The sequence below is a fragment of the Streptomyces bluensis genome, from assembly GCF_014650715.1.
Lineage (GTDB): Bacteria > Actinomycetota > Actinomycetes > Streptomycetales > Streptomycetaceae > Streptomyces > Streptomyces bluensis.
Window position 1 is genome coordinate 349168 of record NZ_BMVM01000008.1, and the last position, 17123, is coordinate 366290.

16 protein-coding genes are annotated in these 17123 nt (G+C 70.2%); 3 read left to right on the top strand and 13 right to left on the bottom strand.

Annotated features, from left to right (window positions below):
- Positions 1–78 precede the first annotated feature (78 nt).
- The 5 genes from IE262_RS21865 to IE262_RS21885 form a co-directional block, all read right to left on the bottom strand.
- On the bottom strand, positions 79–1800 hold the full coding sequence (locus IE262_RS21865) for a bifunctional uroporphyrinogen-III C-methyltransferase/uroporphyrinogen-III synthase (protein WP_189875810.1): 1722 nt from the start codon (positions 1798–1800) through the stop codon (positions 79–81).
- Positions 1797–2780: a hydroxymethylbilane synthase gene (gene hemC / locus IE262_RS21870; protein WP_134038702.1), complete on the bottom strand. Its 984-nt coding sequence runs from the start codon at positions 2778–2780 to the stop codon at positions 1797–1799. The genes IE262_RS21865 and hemC overlap by 4 nt, the downstream gene beginning before the upstream one ends.
- Positions 2777–4543, bottom strand: a complete 1767-nt coding sequence (locus IE262_RS21875; RefSeq protein WP_189875812.1) for a glutamyl-tRNA reductase — start codon at positions 4541–4543, stop codon at positions 2777–2779. The genes hemC and IE262_RS21875 overlap by 4 nt, the downstream gene beginning before the upstream one ends.
- A complete protein-coding gene (locus IE262_RS21880) occupies positions 4540–5295 on the bottom strand; it encodes a redox-sensing transcriptional repressor Rex (protein WP_134038700.1) in 756 nt (251 codons plus the stop codon). Before IE262_RS21880 ends, IE262_RS21875 begins: the two co-directional genes overlap by 4 nt.
- Positions 5296–5575: 280 nt before the next feature.
- A complete protein-coding gene (locus IE262_RS21885; RefSeq protein ID WP_189875868.1) occupies positions 5576–5890 on the bottom strand; it encodes a glutaredoxin family protein in 315 nt (104 codons plus the stop codon).
- 187 nt (positions 5891–6077) lie between these two features.
- Between IE262_RS21885 and IE262_RS21890 the strand changes: the two genes are divergently transcribed.
- The 3 genes from IE262_RS21890 (at position 6078) to IE262_RS21900 (ending at position 9771) form a co-directional block, all read left to right on the top strand.
- A complete protein-coding gene (locus tag IE262_RS21890; RefSeq protein WP_189875814.1) occupies positions 6078–6998 on the top strand; it encodes an HAD family hydrolase in 921 nt (306 codons plus the stop codon).
- A gap of 506 nt (positions 6999–7504) precedes the next feature.
- Positions 7505–8284 (top strand): ECF subfamily RNA polymerase sigma factor, BldN family, encoded by a 780-nt coding sequence (locus IE262_RS21895; RefSeq protein ID WP_189875816.1) that lies wholly within the window; start codon positions 7505–7507, stop codon positions 8282–8284.
- Positions 8285–8541: 257 nt separating this feature from the next.
- The gene (locus IE262_RS21900; protein WP_189875818.1) at positions 8542–9771 is read left to right on the top strand and encodes a DUF5667 domain-containing protein; all 1230 of its coding nucleotides are present in this window, start codon (positions 8542–8544) and stop codon (positions 9769–9771) included.
- 90 nt (positions 9772–9861) lie between these two features.
- On the opposite strand, the gene IE262_RS21905 is transcribed toward IE262_RS21900, so the two are convergent.
- From IE262_RS21905 to IE262_RS21940, 8 genes are all read right to left on the bottom strand, one after another.
- Complete coding sequence (locus IE262_RS21905) at positions 9862–10923, bottom strand: lysophospholipid acyltransferase family protein (protein ID WP_134038695.1); 1062 nt, start codon at positions 10921–10923, stop codon at positions 9862–9864.
- Between the two features lie 14 nt (positions 10924–10937).
- Positions 10938–11999, bottom strand: a complete 1062-nt coding sequence (locus IE262_RS21910) for an NAD-dependent epimerase/dehydratase family protein (RefSeq protein ID WP_134038694.1) — start codon at positions 11997–11999, stop codon at positions 10938–10940.
- 287 nt (positions 12000–12286) lie between these two features.
- Positions 12287–12385: a 30S ribosomal protein bS22 gene (locus IE262_RS21915; RefSeq protein WP_003948845.1), complete on the bottom strand. Its 99-nt coding sequence runs from the start codon at positions 12383–12385 to the stop codon at positions 12287–12289.
- Between the two features lie 165 nt (positions 12386–12550).
- Positions 12551–12763, bottom strand: coding sequence for a helix-turn-helix domain-containing protein (locus tag IE262_RS21920; protein ID WP_004984898.1), 213 nt, complete (start codon positions 12761–12763; stop codon positions 12551–12553).
- A gap of 129 nt (positions 12764–12892) precedes the next feature.
- Entirely contained in the window at positions 12893–13708 is an 816-nt protein-coding gene (locus tag IE262_RS21925) for a phosphatase (RefSeq protein WP_189875819.1), read from the bottom strand.
- Positions 13709–13912: 204 nt separating this feature from the next.
- Positions 13913–15118 (bottom strand): acetoin utilization protein AcuC, encoded by a 1206-nt coding sequence (locus IE262_RS21930; protein WP_134038692.1) that lies wholly within the window; start codon positions 15116–15118, stop codon positions 13913–13915.
- Positions 15069–16298 carry an MFS transporter gene (locus IE262_RS21935; RefSeq protein WP_189875821.1) on the bottom strand — a complete coding sequence of 410 codons (1230 nt, stop codon included), beginning with the start codon at positions 16296–16298 and terminating at the stop codon, positions 15069–15071. Before IE262_RS21935 ends, IE262_RS21930 begins: the two co-directional genes overlap by 50 nt.
- Before the next feature lie 59 nt (positions 16299–16357).
- Positions 16358–17014, bottom strand: coding sequence for an HAD family hydrolase (locus tag IE262_RS21940; protein WP_189875823.1), 657 nt, complete (start codon positions 17012–17014; stop codon positions 16358–16360).
- Between the last annotated feature and the right edge of the window lie 109 nt (positions 17015–17123).

Sequence of the window (17123 nt, forward strand, 5' to 3'; positions counted from 1 at the left end):
CCCGAACACGCACGGACGGCGGGGCACCCGCAGGCCCCGCCGTCCCGTGTCAGTCGCTGTCAGGTCGTCATCAGGTCGTCAGGTCGTCGTGGACCGACGCCTCCGCGCCCCCGGCCTCCGCTCGCTCGGCCGCGTCACCGGATCCCCCGCGTCCAGTGCGGCAGCCCTCCGCCGGGCGCCGAAGTCCGCCAACGCCTCCGCCAGCTTGTGGACCGACGGCTCGGGAGCCATCACATCCACCCGCAGCCCGTGCTCCTCGGCGGTCTTGGCGGTCGCCGGACCGATGCACGCGATCACCGTCACGTTGTGCGGCTTGCCCGCGATACCCACCAGGTTCCGCACCGTCGAGGACGACGTGAACAGAACGGCGTCAAAACCGCCGCCCTTGATCGCCTCCCGGGTCTCCGCCGGCGGCGGCGACGCCCGCACGGTCCGGTACGCCGTGACGTCGTCGACCTCCCAGCCCAGCTCGATGAGCCCGGCGACCAGCGTCTCCGTGGCGATGTCGGCACGCGGCAGGAACACCCGGTCAATCGGATCGAAAACAGGATCGTAAGGCGGCCAGTCCTCCAGCAGCCCCGCCGCCGACTGCTCCCCGCTCGGCACCAGGTCCGGCTTCACACCGAAGGCCACCAGCGCCCTGGCCGTCTGCTCGCCCACCGCGGCGACCTTGATCCCGGCGAAGGCCCGTGCGTCGAGCCCGTACTCCTCGAACTTCTCCCGGACCGCTTTCACCGCGTTGACCGACGTGAACGCGATCCACTCGTACCGGCCCGTCACCAGGCCCTTCACGGCCCGCTCCATCTGCTGGGGCGTCCGTGGCGGCTCGACGGCGATCGTCGGCACCTCGTGCGGCACGGCCCCGTACGAGCGCAACTGGTCGGAGAGCGACGCCGCCTGCTCCTTGGTCCGCGGTACGAGGACCTTCCAGCCGAACAGCGGCTTGGACTCGAACCAGGACAGCTGGTCGCGCTGGGCGGGGGCGGAACGCTCACCGACCACGGCTATCACCGGCCGGCCGCCCTCCGGCGAGGGCAGCACCTTGGCCTGCTTCAGGGTCTGCGCGATGGTGCCGAGCGTCGCGGTCCAGGTGCGCTGCCGGGTCGTCGTACCGGCGACGGTCACCGTCATCGGGGTGTCCGGCTTACGGCCGCCCGCCACCAGCTCACCGGCCGCCGCGGCGACCGAGTCCAGCGTCGTGGACACCACCACCGTCCCGTCCGACGCCCCGACCTCCGTCCAGCACCGGTCGGAGGCCGTGCGCGCGTCCACGAACCGTACGTCCGCGCCCTGCGCGTCCCGCAGCGGCACACCCGCGTACGCGGGCACGCCCACGGCGGCGGCCACACCGGGCACGACCTCGAACGGCACGCCCTCGGCGGCGCACGCCATCATCTCCTCGGCGGCGTACGTGTCGAGGCCGGGGTCACCGGACACCGCACGGACGACCCGCCTGCCGCCCCGCGCGGCCTCCATGACAAGATGTGCCGCATCTCGCGCGGCGGGTGCGCCAGCGGTGGTTGACGCGCCGTCGACAACCGCCAGCTGCGGTGTGCCCGTGCCCGGGAACGTATCCGCGCGGGACGCGGCAGCCGGATCGGCGTCCGTGTCCAGGACGGCGACGCCCGACCGGGCGTGCGCGCGGACCACGTCGAGCACCTCGTGCTCACCGACGAGGACGTCCGCGTTCGCCAGCGCCTCCACGGCGCGCAGTGTGAGCAGTCCCGGATCGCCGGGTCCGGCACCGAGGAAGGTGACGTGCCCGTGGTCCTGACCGGCGGGAAGGGTGGTGGGGCTCAATGTGCTCGCTCCCCCATCAGACCGGCCGCGCCCTTGGCAAGCATCTCGGCGGCGAGTTCACGGCCGAGCGCCATTGCTTGGTCGTACGTCTCGGGCACGGGACCGGTGGTGGACAGCTGCACCAGCGTCGAGCCGTCGGTGGTGCCGACGACGCCGCGCAGGCGCATTTCCTTGACAATCTGCCCGTCGGCCAGAAGGTCGGCGAGCGCGCCCACGGGGGCACTGCAACCGGCCTCAAGGGCGGCGAGAAGGGACCGCTCGGCGGTCACGGCGCCCCGCGTGTGCGGGTCGTCGAGCTCACTGAGCGCGGCGAGGAGAGCTGCTGCTTCGGCGGTGTTCCCCGCCCTGCACTCGATCGCCAGTGCCCCCTGGCCGGGGGCGGGCAAAACCATGTCGACCGGCAGGAAGTCGGTGACCTCGTCGATCCGGCCGATCCTGCTGAGGCCGGCGGCGGCGAGGACGACGGCGTCCAGCTGACCGTTCCTCACGTATCCGATGCGGGTGTCGATGTTCCCCCGGATCGGCACGGTCTCGATGCGCAGCCCGTGGCTGCGCGCGTACGCGTTCAGCTGGGCCATGCGCCGCGGGGAACCGGTCCCCACACGCGCGCCCTCGGGCAGGTCGCAGAAGCGCAGCCCGTCCCGGGCGACCAGCACGTCACGCGGGTCCTCCCGCTTCGGCACGGCGGCCAGCGCCAGCTCGTCGGGCTGTGCGGTGGGCAGGTCCTTGAGGGAGTGCACCGCGAAGTCGACCTCGCCGCGCAGCAGCGCGTCCCGCAGCGCGGTGACGAAGACTCCGGTTCCGCCGATCTGTGCGAGGTGCTCGCGGGACGTGTCGCCGTAGGTGGTGATCTCCACGAGCTCGACGGGCCGTCCGGTCACCTGGCTCACGGCGTCCGCCACCTGCCCGGACTGGGCCATGGCGAGCTTGCTCCGCCTGGTCCCGAGCCTCAGGGCTCCTTGTACGTGTGGCTCACTCATGCTCGCCCTCGGTTCTCGGCGTCCCTCTGGGAGCCGTCGGTCTCATCGTCGGCCCGCGAGACGGCGGCGACCGTCTCCGGGTCCAGGTCGAACAGGGTCCGCAGCGCGTCCGCGTACCCGGCACCGCCGGGTTCAGCCGCGAGCTGCTTGACCCGTACGGTCGGCGCGTGCAGCAGTTTGTCCACGACACGCCGCACGGTCTGCGTGATCTCGCCACGCTGCCTGTCGTCGAGGCCGGGCAGCCGCCCGTCGAGCCGCGCGATCTCAGCTGCGACGACGTCGGCGGCCATGGTCCGCAGGGCCACGACGGTGGGGGTGATGTGGGCGGCCCGCTGAGCTGCGCCGAACGCGGCCACCTCGTCGGAAACGATCCGCCGCACCTGGTCCACGTCGGCCGCCATGGGCGCGCCCGCGGAGGCCTCGGCCAGCGACTCTATGTCGACCAGCCGCACTCCGGCCAGCCGGTGCACGGCCGCGTCGATGTCCCGGGGCATCGCCAGGTCCAGCAGCGCGAGCACGGGCTCCGGCCGGGGCACCGCGGCGACGGGTTCGGGCCTGCGCCGCTCGGGGATCCGCCCGCTGACGCGGACGGTGGCGGCGAGCGCGGTGATGAGCTCGGCGTCGGCGTCGGGCGTACGGCGGCGCTCGCGGCGGTCGACGGTCGCGTTGTCCACCCAGGCGGCGTGCTGCTCCAGCGTGGCCGCGTCCATCCCGGCGACCGCGGCCTCACCCAGCACGGAGAAGCCGCCGCCCTGCACGGCCGACAGGTCGAGCGGGCAGCCCTCCTCGGTGCCGACGGAGGTGGCGGGCAGCGGGGCGTCCGCCCGTCCGGGTGGTACGTCTGCCCCGGGCGTCGTACGACCGGAGGCGGCTCCCGAACCCCCGGCACCCGCCGGCGCGGGGAGGCGTCCCTCGACCGCGGTCGCCACCGACTCGGCCGTCAGGACCAGTCCGGTCGCACCAGTACAGGACACGACAAGCCCGGCACGTGTCACCTCGGCCGCCACCGCGTCCATCGGCACCGCACGGGCCATCACACCGGATTCGCCCTTGTCGCCCTTGCCGCCCTGTTCGGTCAGGATCTGCGCGAGGCGCTCGGCACGCTCGTACGTCCGGTTGGCGATCACGATCTCGCGGACACCGGCGCGGGCGAGGGTCGCCGCGGCGAGGGAGGACATGGAGCCCGCGCCGATGACGAGGGCGCGCTTGCCCCGGGCCCAGGTCTCGACGTCGGCACCGGACGCCAGCTGCTCCAGACCGAAGGTCACCAGGGACTGGCCGGCGCGGTCGATACCGGTCTCGGAGTGGGCGCGCTTGCCGACCCGCAGGCCCTGCTGGAACAGGTCGTTCATCAGCCGGCCGGCGGTGTGCAGCTCCTGCGCCTGGGCCAGCGAGTCCTTGATCTGCCCGAGGATCTGGCCCTCGCCGACCACCATCGAGTCCAGCCCGCAGGCCACGGAGAAGAGGTGGTGGACGGCCCGGTCCTCGTAGTGCACGTACAGGTAGGGCGTGAGCTCGTCGAGCCCGACCCCGCTGTGCTGGGCGAGCAGCGTGGACAGCTCGGCGACGCCCGCGTGGAACTTGTCCACGTCGGCGTACAGCTCGATGCGGTTGCAGGTGGCGAGGACCGCGGCCTCGGTGGCCGGCTCGGCGGCGACCGTGTCCTGCAACAGCTTGATCTGGGTGTCCTGGGACAGCGCGGCCCGCTCCAGCACGCTGACCGGGGCGCTGCGGTGGCTCAGCCCGACGACGAGGAGACTCATGCCGGCATCACCGCGGGGACGTCCCCGTCGGGCCCTTTCCCGGAGTCCTTGGGCGCCCGGACCACGGCCCCGGACTCACCCGTGACCTCCTCACCGGCCTTGCGCTGCTCGTGGAAGGCGAGGATCTGGAGTTCGATCGACAGATCCACCTTGCGTACGTCGACGCCGTCCGGCACGGACAGCACGGTCGGCGCGAAGTTCAGGATGGAGGTGACCCCGGCGGCGACGAGCCGGTCACAGACCTGCTGGGCGGCTCCGGCAGGGGTGGCGATGACACCGATCGACACGCCGTTGTCATCGATGATCTTTTCCAGGTCATCCGTGTGCTGCACGGGGATGCCCGCGACGGGCTTCCCGGCCATCGCCGGATCGGCGTCGATCAGCGCGGCGACACGGAAACCACGGGACGCGAACCCGCCGTAGTTGGCCAGCGCGGCACCGAGGTTACCGATACCAACGATCACAACCGGCCAGTCCTGGGTCAGCCCCAGCTCACGCGAGATCTGGTACACGAGATACTCGACGTCGTACCCCACACCCCGCGTCCCGTAGGAGCCCAGGTAGGAGAAGTCCTTGCGCAGCTTCGCGGAGTTCACCCCGGCCGCGGCGGCGAGCTCCTCGGAGGAGACCGTGGGTACCGAACGCTCCGACAGTGCGGTCAGGGCTCGGAGGTACAGCGGAAGCCTGGCGACGGTGGCCTCGGGAATCCCTCGGCTACGGGTCGCCGGTCGGTGAGTTCTGCCAGTTGCCACGGTGCTCCTGCGGGTAGCGCGGGGCTGTAGGCGGCCATACGTCCCCAGACCGCCCCGTCGAATGCAGGCTATGTCTTTGTGAACGCGTGCACAAAGATGGTGTCCGATTTGCCCGGCCAACGTGACCGGGGTCACGCGCCCCCGGCGCATCCGTATGGAACCGGCGCGCGGGCGCACTCGTCCCTCACTCGATGGGGGCAAAACCGCACACTCTCCTCAACGATCCCCGCCCCCGAGACCTGTTCGGCTCGATCCTAAGCGACGTTATGGCCCAGTTGGACTACTCAGTCGGGCCGGATGTGAGGGCTTTCCGCAGGCGCTGCTCGTTCACGCGCCAGAAGGTGTGCTGCTGTCCGTCGACGAGCACGACCGGGATCTGCTCCCAGTACGTCCGGTACAGCTCCTCGTCCTGAGTGATGTCCTTCTGCTCCCAGGGCACCCCGAGCTCACCGCAGACCTTCTCGATGACGGCATGGGCGTCGTCGCACAAATGACAGCCGGGCTTACGAATAAGGGTGACGAGGCGGTCCTGAGGTTTCGGCTGTTTGTCGGTACGCCGGTCGGCACGCCTGAAGAAAGGACTCATGTCGGCCATTCTCGCGCTGCCCACGACGCGCGGAACCCCTGGCACCGCGGGGGCCCCGCACCCGGCCCGCGCCCGGCCGCCTCCGCACGCGGACACGCCGATCGGATCGCTTCCTTAACGACACGGCCCCGGAGAGTTCACACCCTCCAAACCTCTCAACTCCGGAAGCACCGAACAGACTGGCTATGCTCGCGTCATGGCCGCTCTCGGATGGCTCACTCCCCGTAGGCGCTCCGCCACGGCGCGGAGCGTTTTGGCAGGCGAGGCCTCGGCTGAGGCAGCGCGCAAGTCCTCGCAGGAACAGGAACTGACCAGCGAGGCCGAACCGCAGTTCCCCGTGCACGGCGACGACCGGGCCGCCGCCTTCTTCGACCTCGACAACACCGTCATGCAGGGTGCCGCCCTGTTCCACTTCGGGCGGGGCCTGTACAAGCGGAAGTTCTTCGAGACCCGCGATCTCGCGCGGTTCGCCTGGCAGCAGGCGTGGTTCAGGCTGGCCGGGGTCGAGGACCCCGAGCACATGCAGGACGCACGCGACTCCGCCCTCTCGATCGTCAAGGGCCACCGGGTGGCCGAGCTGATGACGATCGGCGAGGAGATCTACGACGAGTACATGGCGGAGCGCATCTGGCCGGGGACACGCGCGCTGGCACAGGCGCACCTGGACGCGGGCCAGAAGGTGTGGCTGGTGACGGCGGCCCCCGTGGAGATCGCCACGGTGATCGCCCGCCGCCTGGGCCTGACCGGCGCCCTGGGTACGGTCGCGGAGTCGGTCGACGGCATCTACACGGGCAGACTGGTCGGCGAGCCGCTCCACGGCCCGGCGAAGGCGGAGGCGGTACGCGCGCTGGCGACCGCGGAGAGCCTGGACCTCTCGCGCTGCGCGGCCTACAGCGACTCGCACAACGACATCCCCATGCTCTCGCTGGTGGGCCACCCCTACGCGATCAACCCGGACGCCAAGCTCCGCAAGCACGCCCGCCAGTTCGACTGGCGCCTGCGCGACTACCGCACGGCCCGCAAGGCCGCCAAGGTCGGCCTGCCCGCAGCGGCGGGTGTCGGCGCGGTGGCGGGCGGCACGGCCGCCGCGATCGCCCTGCACCGCCGCCGCCGCTGACGCCTGCCGGCGGGCGGGCGCTCGCACCGCCTCCGGCGGTGCGGCCGGGTGCGCCCGCGTTCTTAGGGGCGCGAGGCTGTGTTGAATCTGCGGCTCCGCCGCGTGGGCGCGACAAGCCACGACGAACCCGCAGGCGACCACCGACAGGAACTGGCAGACGAGTCCCCCCGGCCACACCCCGGCGCGACCCGACACAACCAGAGCCGCATTCTTGCTCCATTACCCCCACATCACCCCCGCCAGTCACATCCTCCGAACCCGGCCACAACACGCCCCCGAGCGGAGCGCAATGCGGGCCCATACAGACAACAAGCGATCACAGAACCGCACTTGAACCGGCCTCAATCGGTATCAGAAGCGACGCAATCGATGATTTGAGCAACTCGGTGTAGCAGTGCCTGCACGAAGCGTTATTCTCCTCAGACGCAAACCGGTACCCCTCCGTCGCTACGACGGGTGAACGGTCCCGTACTGCACGTGATGGAAGCTCTGCCTCTGGGAGTCCCGTGTACCCACACGTCGGGGTTGACGCCTCGGGCCTGGCTACGCTGCGCGCAACGGTCCACGACATGTTGCGCCGCTTCGTCCCCACCGCGTACGCCGCGCCCGCACTCGCCGTTCCCGCTGCCCCCGCCAGTCCGTGCTACGCGCTCGCCGACAGCAGCGCCGTGGTCAGCAGACGCGGCCGCACCGGCTCGACCACTACCACCACCGCCCGCCGTCCGGCCGCGGACAGCGACAGCGCACGCATGATGGACCTCGTGGAGCGCGCCCAGGCCGGCGAGGCCGACGCGTTCGGACGGCTCTACGACCAGTACAGCGACACCGTGTACCGCTACATCTACTACCGGGTGGGCGGGAAGGCGACCGCCGAGGACCTCACCAGCGAGACTTTTCTGCGCGCCCTGCGCCGGATCGGAACCTTCACCTGGCAGGGTCGCGACTTCGGCGCCTGGCTCGTGACGATCGCCCGCAACCTGGTCGCCGACCACTTCAAGTCCAGCCGTTTCCGCCTGGAAGTCACCACCGGGGAGATGCTCGACGCCAACGAGGTCGAGCGCTCCCCCGAGGACTCCGTCCTGGAGTCCCTGTCCAACGCCGCACTCCTCGACGCCGTACGACGCCTCAACCCGCAACAGCAGGAGTGCGTCACGCTCCGCTTCCTCCAGGGCCTCTCCGTCGCCGAGACGGCCCGCGTGATGGGCAAGAACGAGGGCGCGATCAAGACCCTCCAGTACCGCGCCGTCCGCACCCTCGCCCGGCTCCTGCCGGAAGACGCCCGCTGAGCACACCGCACGAACCGGACCCGAACGCCTACGCTCGGCGACCCTCAACTCACCTTCCGTAAAGGACCGTTGGGTTCTCGCAGCGATCACCCGCCGTCCGTAACCCATGTGCCGCGCCGCTCGTTGTGCGGGATGCAGGCTCCCTGTGGTCACACCTTGGCTGACACCGGTCACTCGATCGTGTGGAAATGGTCGGGGTGTGGAACCCTCAGGACCCCCTGGGGAGCCGACCGTCACGACGAGAGGAGGTGCCGCCAGTGATCGCAAACGTATCGGCGCACCGGCGGGCGAACGCCTTCGCCCAGGCTCTGGAGGAGCTGCCCGACCGGGACACGGCGGCCGAGCAGCCCGAAGAACCGGCCCCGGCCACCGCGGCACAGACCGAGCAGGGCCGCCTGCTGGCCCTCACCACCGGCCTCGGCGAGCTGCCCAAGCCGGAGCTCGACCCCGAGGTCAAGGTCGTCCAGCGGGCCCAGCTCGTGGCCGCGATGGAGGCCATGCTGCAGGAGGGCACGGCTTCGGGAGGCGAGGCGTCGGACCCTTCGGTGCCCGAGCAGCGATCCGGGAGGGCGCGGGGCGCTCACCGAGCGGGCCCACTGGGGAAACTGCGACCACGTTCACGACTGACCAAGGGCCTCGCCGCGGGCGGGCTCAGCGTCGGTGTGGCCGCGGGAGCCTTCGGCGGTGTCGCCGCCGCCAGTTCGGACGCCCTCCCCGGTGACTCGCTGTACGGCCTGAAGCGCGGCATCGAGGACTTCAAGCTGACCTGGGCCGAGAACAACACGGACCGAGGCGAGCTCTACCTCGACCAGGCGTCCACCCGGCTCGGTGAGGCCCGTCGGCTCATGGAGCGCGACCGCGGCGGCCCCCTCGACCACGAATCACTCGGCGAGGTCCGCCGCACCCTCATGGGCATGCGGCACGACGCCTCGGAGGGCCACCGTCTGCTGCACGAGGCGTACGAGCGGGACCCCGGCTCCCTGGGCCCCATCCAGGCCCTCTCCACCTTCTCGCGTTCCCACCGCGAGGCCTGGGGAGCGCTGCGTGACCGGCTCCCCGTACAGCTCGGGGACGTCAGTCAGCAGGTCTCGTCGGTCTTCGACGCCATAGACGAAGAGGTCGCCCCGCTCCAGTCGCTCCTGCCACAGCCCCCGGCACAGCGCGGCGACAGCGGACAGCGCGGCACCGGCCGAGGCTCCACCGGCTCCGGGCACACCGACCGGCCGGCCCCCAGCGCCAGCGGCAGCGGCTCCGCGGGCCAGAGCCAGAGCAGCGGAAAACCGCAGCCCTCCAGCTCGGACAGCGCCGGTGACGGTCTGCTCGGCGGCAACACGGGCGGCCTGCTGGACCCGCCCAAGGACAGCACCAGCAGCCCGTCCCCCTCGTCCGACAAGACCACCCCGACCACGGCCCCGGACGTCACCCTGCCCCCGCTCCTCCCGGGCCTCCTGCCCGGCCTGGGCATCGACAGCAAGGACGCGCACTAGATTCCCGCGATACGGCGGTGGGGGCGCCCCTCAACGGAAGGGGCGCCCCCACCGCCGTATCCGTAAGGAACTCGCGTAAGGAACTCCCCCTCAGAAGAACACCGACCGCCGCTGCACCAGCAACTTGTAAAGCGTGTGCTGGATCTGCTCCCTGACCTGGTCCGTCAGGTTGAACATGAGCATCGGGTCCTCGGCGGCCTCCGGCGGATAGCCGTCCGTCGGGATGGGCTCGCCGAACTGGATCGTCCACTTCGTCGGCAGTGGAATCGCGCCCAGCGGACCGAGCCACGGGAACGTCGGTGTGATCGGGAAGTACGGGAAGCCCAGCAGCCGCGCCAGCGTCTTCGCGTTACCGATCATCGGATAGATCTCCTCCGCGCCCACGATCGAGCACGGGATGATCGGCGCGCCCTGCCGCAGGGCGGTCGACACGAAACCACCACGACCGAAGCGCTGAAGCTTGTACCGCTCGTTGAAGGGCTTGCCGATGCCCTTGAACCCCTCGGGCATCACCCCGACCAGCTCACCGCGCGCCAGGAGCCGCTCGGCGTCCTCCGCGCACGCCAGCGTGTGGCCGGCCTTGCGGGCCAGCTCGTTCACCACCGGCAACACGAACACCAGGTCCGCCGCCAAGAGCCGCAGGTGACGGCCCGCCGGATGATGGTCGTGCACCGCGACCTGCATCATCAGGCCGTCCAGCGGCAGTGTGCCAGAGTGGTTGGCGACGATCAGCGCCCCACCCTCGGCCGGGATGTTCTCGACGCCCTTCACCTCGACCCGGAAGTACTTCTCGTACACCGGCCGCAGCAGCGACATCAGGACCTGGTCGGTCAGCTCGGCGTCGTAACCGAAGTCGTCGACCTCGTAGTCGCCCGTCAACCGCTTCCGCAGGAAGGCCAGCCCACCGGCGATACGGCGCTCCAGACCGCCGTCCTGAGGCTTCTGAGGCCCTCCCGGAGCCTCCGGCTGCTCATGTGTCACAGGAACATCATCCTGCCCGCGCTGCCGTTCCGGCAGTTCCTGGACATCAGCGACCAGCGCGGAGTCGCGCCTGCGCCGGCTCCCCGCTGCACTCCGGCGACGCGGCGGGCGCTGCGCGGCACCGGCGCGCGACCGGTCGTCGTCGAACGGAATGACCTTGGCGTCCGCCATCGTTGATGCGCTCCTCAGTTGGCGCTGTGCGTCGGGGAGTGACCACCGCCCCGGGCGGGAGTCGCGGCAATCCGGTCGACGGCCCTCGAAAGGGCCTCCGGCGGCAGCAGCCCGGGACCGCGGCTGCGAGCGAAGTCCGTGAACGTCTCCGCCGTCGTGTACTTGGGTTTGTACCCCAGCGTCTCGCGCATCTGGGCCGTCGACACGACCCGCCCGTGGGTCAGCAGCCGAAGCTGCTCCGGCGAGAAGTCCGTCACACCCAGGGTACGCACCATGGAGCCCACCCAGCTGAGCGCGGGCATCAGCAGCGGCACCGTGGGCCGCCCGAGCCTCCGCGCGCACTGCGACAGCAGCAGCACCCCGTCGCCGGCGACATTGAACGTGCCGCTGTTGAGCGTGCCGCTCGCCGGCTCGTGCGAGGCGATCCGCAACACCTCGATCACGTCGTCCTCGTGCACGAACTGCAACCGCGGGTCGTAGCCGAGCACCGTCGGCAGCACCGGCAGCGAGAAGTACGAGGCGAGCGGCGAGTCGGCGCACGGCCCCAGGATGTTCGCGAACCGCAGCACGCACACGGCCACATCGGGCCGCCGCCGCGCGAACCCGCGCACATACCCCTCGACCTCGACCGTGTCCTTCGCGAAGCCGCCGCTCGGCAGCGACTTGGGCGGCATCGTCTCCGTGAACACGGCCGGATCCCGCGGCGCGGACCCGTACACGTTCGTACTGGACTTCACCACCAGCCGCTTGACCGCCGGGGACTTCTGACAGGCCCCGAGCAGTTGCATGGTGCCGATGACGTTGGTCTCCTTGACCGTGGTCCGGCTGCCGCTGCCCAGCGGGGTGCCCGTGACGTCCATGTGCACCACGGTGTCCACGCCGTGCTCGGCCAGCACACGCCCTATCGTCGGCTGCCGGATGTCGGCCTGCACGAAGTCCGCGCCGCCGAGATGATGCTCGGGCCGCACCGCGTCCACCGCGACCACACGGTCGACCTCGGGGTCACGCTGGATCCGTCGTACGAACCGACCTCCCAGCTGACGGGCCACCCCGGTCACGAGCACGACCTTGCCCAAGATCAACGCCTTCCTTCCAGACGCCCGCACACACCTGTGTGGTGCTGCCCGTACTCTGCCGCGTTCCCCGTCTGTCCGGCCACGTTAGCGGGTCGACGTTGCGCTGTGATGACCGCCCGATGCACGACGTGACGAGTTCCCGCTGTCGTACGAGCTGTAGCGCGCTCTGCGGCCCCTCCCCCCCCCGGACATGGCTGTGGCCCCCCACCGGCTGGTGGGGGGCCACAGAGCGCGCTGTCGCAGCGCTCGCACAGAGCCGTAAGGCGTAATACCCCGGAGGGTCCGCCCTACTTCTTGTTGCGACGCTGAACGCGGGTGCGCTTGAGCAGCTTGCGGTGCTTCTTCTTAGCCATCCGCTTGCGCCGCTTCTTGATAACAGAGCCCACGACTACCCTCGCTCACTTCTCTTCACTCGGTGCTGAGGGCCATGGGCCCACACGACCTACGAGGGGCTAGCCTACCCGCCCGAGCGCTGAGCTCGTAATCGAGGGGGAGCCGAGGAGCCCCGGGAGTCCCTCGGGACCCCGTGACCCCTCAACACCCGTACGCCGTCAGGCTGTCTCCACCCCCACATAACTCTCGCGAAGGTACTCGTGGACCGCTTGCTCCGGCACCCGGAACGACCTCCCCACCCGGATCGCCGGCAGATGACCACTGTGCACCAACCGGTACACGGTCATCTTCGACACTCGCATCACCGAGGCGACTTCCGCCACGGTCAGGAACTGAACCTCGTTCAGAGGCCTCTCGCCAGCTGCAGCCATGACACACCTGAACCTTCCGCACTCGACGGCCACCGGCTTCCCCTTCCGGTGACTCTTCGTCGCTGCGTGCTCACTCCCCAATGTAGGGGCGGGTGATGCGAGTGGGGAAGAGGGGATGGCATCGGCGGCTTACTGTGACAGACACGCTCGATTGAGTACGTAGCGGGTAAGCGGTCGGTAGTAATCAGACCGCACAGCGTCATCAAGCGGAACGGCCACGGACACGCGCCCCTCCGCCTCCCCGACGAAGAGCGCGGGATCGTCCGTATCCGCGAGCCCCATCACCTCGAACCCCAGCTGACCTGCCCCGCAGACCCAGCCATGGTCCCCGATGACGAGTTCCGGGAGCGGCCCCCCACGCTCAGCGGCAGCGGCCAGAACGGTACGAACCGGGAGCGGTGAATGCGTGTGCGCGCCAGTCTCACAACCGGAGCTCCGAGCGCCGGGGTCGCGTACCAACGCGACTCCTCGTACGTAGTCGAGGTTGTGTGTGCGTAGACCGAACCGGGTCGTTATGTCGACACGTCTACCCTTCGCGGGGGTGAGGACCTCACACCCCGCCGCCGACAAGGCGTCTGCCAGGCCGCCGTAGAACCCGAGCAGCCGATGCGGATGTCCGGTCCCGAGAAGCACCGGCGCCCTGCGCCGCGCAGCCTCCGCGAGACGTTCCGCAAAGGCGTCCAGAGCCGCCAGCGTCAGCTCCGGATCGATCGCGTCCGGCCCGGAAGTGATCCTCGGATCCCTCGAAACCCCACACCTGTCCGCCATCAACGCGATCAGCTCCGGCTGCCCCCAACTCCCCACGGGATCCAGCCCCATCAACACCCGGGGATCCCGAGCCGCGAACAGCCGATACCTCCGCAGGCTCGACTCCCGCGTAGTGGCCACGACCCCCGCGAGTCCGGCAGCCAACAGATGGTCCCGCAGCGCTCCGGTGCTCAACACGGGGGTGATGGTGGCGCATCGGACGGGAAGGGGCCCCGGGAACGGGGAAAGACCGCACGGTCGGCGTAACCGCTCAAGGACCAGGCCACCAGGCCGTGCCGCCAGGCCGCCCGGGCCACCGAGTCCACCGCGTCCGGGCGACCAGCCACGAAGTACGCCCCGCTCACAGCGCACCAGCCACGCACCCGCCGCCCACGCCCACCCCTACGGCAACAAGCCCCGCAACGGAAACACCGCCCGCCGCGTGGCCAACACGGCCTGATCCAGCCGATCCGCCGGGTCGTATCCCGCCTCCCAGCCGGCCCACTCCACCGGCCACCGCCCATCGGTCATCCGCGCGGGCGCCAGCTGCCGCGTACGCGCGAACACCGTCTGCCGCCACCCCTCAGGAATCATCGCCTCGGGCTCGATCGGCCGCCCCGCGGCGATGGCCACAAGATGCGTCCACGACCGCGGCACCACCTCGACCACGGCGTACCCGCCCCCACCCAGCGCGATCCACCGCCCGTCCGCGTACTCGTGCGCCAGGTCGTGACAGGCGACCTGCACGGCCCGCTGAGCGTCCAACGAGACGGCGAGATGCGCCAACGGATCCTCGAAATGCGTATCGGCCCCGTGCTGTGTCACCAGCACCTGGGGCCGAAAGTCGTCGATCAGCTCGGGCACGACCGCGTGGAACGCCCGCAGCCACCCCGCGTCCCCGGTCCCCGCCGGGAGGGCCACGTTCACAGCCGACCCCTGCGCGCTCTCCGCCCCGGTCTCCTCCGGCCACCCGGTCTGCGGGAACAACGTCCGAGGATGCTCGTGCAACGAGATCGTCAGCACCCGCGGATCCTCCCAGAACGCGGCCTGCACCCCGTCACCGTGATGCACGTCCACGTCGATGTACGCGACCCGCTCGGCGCCCAGCTCCAGCAACCGCGCGATCGCCAGCGCGGCGTCGTTGTAGATGCAGAACCCGGACGCCCCACCCGGCATCGCGTGGTGCAGCCCACCCGCGAAGTTCACCGCGTGCAGCGCGTCCCCCCGCCACACGGCCTCGGCGGCCCCCACGGACTGCCCCGCGATCAGCGCGGACACCTCGTGCATCCCGGGGAACGCGGGATCGTCCATGGTCCCCAGCCCGTACGACCCGTCGGCCGCCCCCGGATCCCCGGACGCTGCCTTGACCGCCTCCACATAGTCCTCGCGGTGCACGAGCCGCAACGTCGACTCCCCGGCGGGCTTGGCGGAAACCACCTCAAGCCCCTCGGCACCGACACCCGCACCGCCCCCGGGCCCCTTGTCGAGCCCGAAGGCACTCACCAAACCCCTGGTCAGCGCCAGCCGGACCGGATCCATCGGATGGTCCGGACCGAAGTCATAGCCCGTTACTGCCTCGTCCCACATCAGCTGTGCGCGGCCGCTCATGCCCGCCACCGTATCGGGCCGGTTGAGGATCGAACGACCGAGCGTACACGAGGGTCACCAGCACCAACACCATCGGCACGAGCATCGCCCCCCGATAGCTCCAGGCATCCCCCAGCGCCCCCACCAACGGCGAACCGACCAGGAATCCGACGTAGTTGAAGATGTTCAGCCGCGCGACGGCCGCATCCGAAGCGCCCGGAAACAGCCTCCCGGCCGCCGCGAACGTCTGCGGCACGATCACACACAGCCCGAGTCCCAACAGCGTGAACCCGAGCATCCCGACCCACGCCCCCGGTGCCCCGGCCACCACCGCGAACCCGAGCCCCGCCACCAGCGACCCCATCCGCACCACGGCCACCGCCCCGAACCGCCGCACCCCGAAGTCCCCGATGGCCCGCCCCAGCAGCGTCGTGACCATGTAGACGTTGTACGGAACGGTCGCCAGCTGCTCCGAGCTTCCCAGCACGTCCTGGAGGTACTTGGCGCTCCAGTTGGAAACGGTCGAGTCCCCGATATAAGCGAACGCCATCACGAGACAGAGCGGCAAAAGCACCCTGAAGACGACGGCCCCGCTCTCCCCCACAGCCTCGCCCTGCTCCTGCCCCTGCCCCTGCTCTGGTACGCCCGCGTCGACGTACCAGCGGCTCCCCACGAACGCGGCCGGCAGTAGCACCACCACGACCGGCAGATACGACACGACCAGCGCGAACTCCCAGTTGGCCCCCACCCAGGCGAGCGAGGCTCCCAGGATCCCGCCCAGGCTGTACGCGGCGTGGAAGCCGAGCATGATGCTCCGCCCGTACGACCGCTGGAGGCTCACCCCGAGCATGTTCATGGACGCGTCCAGCGCCCCCACGGCGAGCCCGAAGGCGGCCAGCGCGACAGCGAGTTCCGCCATGTGCTCCCCGGCTCCCACGCCGAGAAGGGCGAGCAGCACGACGGGCTGGGACCACCGCAGCACCCGGCTGGGCGGCACCCGCTTCACGAGTTGCTCGGTGCACACGCTCCCGACACCGGCCAGAACCGGCACGGCGGCGAGAAAGGCCGGCAACAAGGCGTCGGAGACGCCGTACCGGTCCTGAATGGCCGGAATCCGCGTCACCAGCAGTGCGAAGGCGACGCCTTGGGCGAAGAAACCGAACGCCAACGAGGCCCGGCCACGCCGCAGCACATCTGTCATGGCGGCACAGCGTAGGGCCCTGACCTACCCATGGGTAGAGGAAGTTGAATACTGCTCAACTAAGCAGCCCGGTCAGTCAGCAGTGCGACCAACTCCCCCATGTCCGAGAAGTGCCCCCTGGCCCCAGGGAGCTTCTCCGCGGGCGTCATCGCCGTGAACCCGTACACGTCCATGCCGGCCGCCCGTGCCGCCAGCACTCCCAGAGGGCTGTCCTCGACGACCGCGCACCGGTCCGGAGCAACCCCCATCCGCTCGGCCGCGTACAGGAAGAGATCCGGGGCCGGCTTCCCCTTCCCCACGTCCTGCGCACTGAAGACGAGTCCGTCGCCGAACCACCGGTCGAGCCCGGTCTTCCGATGCCCCACCCGAATCCGCTCATGGCTCCCGGACGACGCCACACAGTACGGCACTCTGTCCGCGAGGAGTTTCTCCAGCACAGCGACAACACCGTCCACCGGCTCCAACTCCCGCTCGAACGCGGCGAATACCCGCCCGTGGAAGACATCGTCGAAATCCCCGGGCAACAGCTCTCCCGTCCGCTCCAGGACGAGCTCATGCACCCTGTGCATGGCCGACCCCATGTAGTCCCGTATGGACTCCTCGTACGAGGTGGGGTGCCCCAACTCGGTGAGGTACGCGGCCAGGAGCCTGTTGGAGATCGGCTCACTGTCGACGAGGACACCGTCGTTGTCGAATATCACGAGGTCGTAGCGCATGGCTCGACCCTAAACGCAGAAATCCCCCGTACCGAATGGCACGGGGGATTCCTCAATATTTGTTCGGCGGTGTCCTACTCTCCCACAGGGTCCCCCCTGCAGTACCATC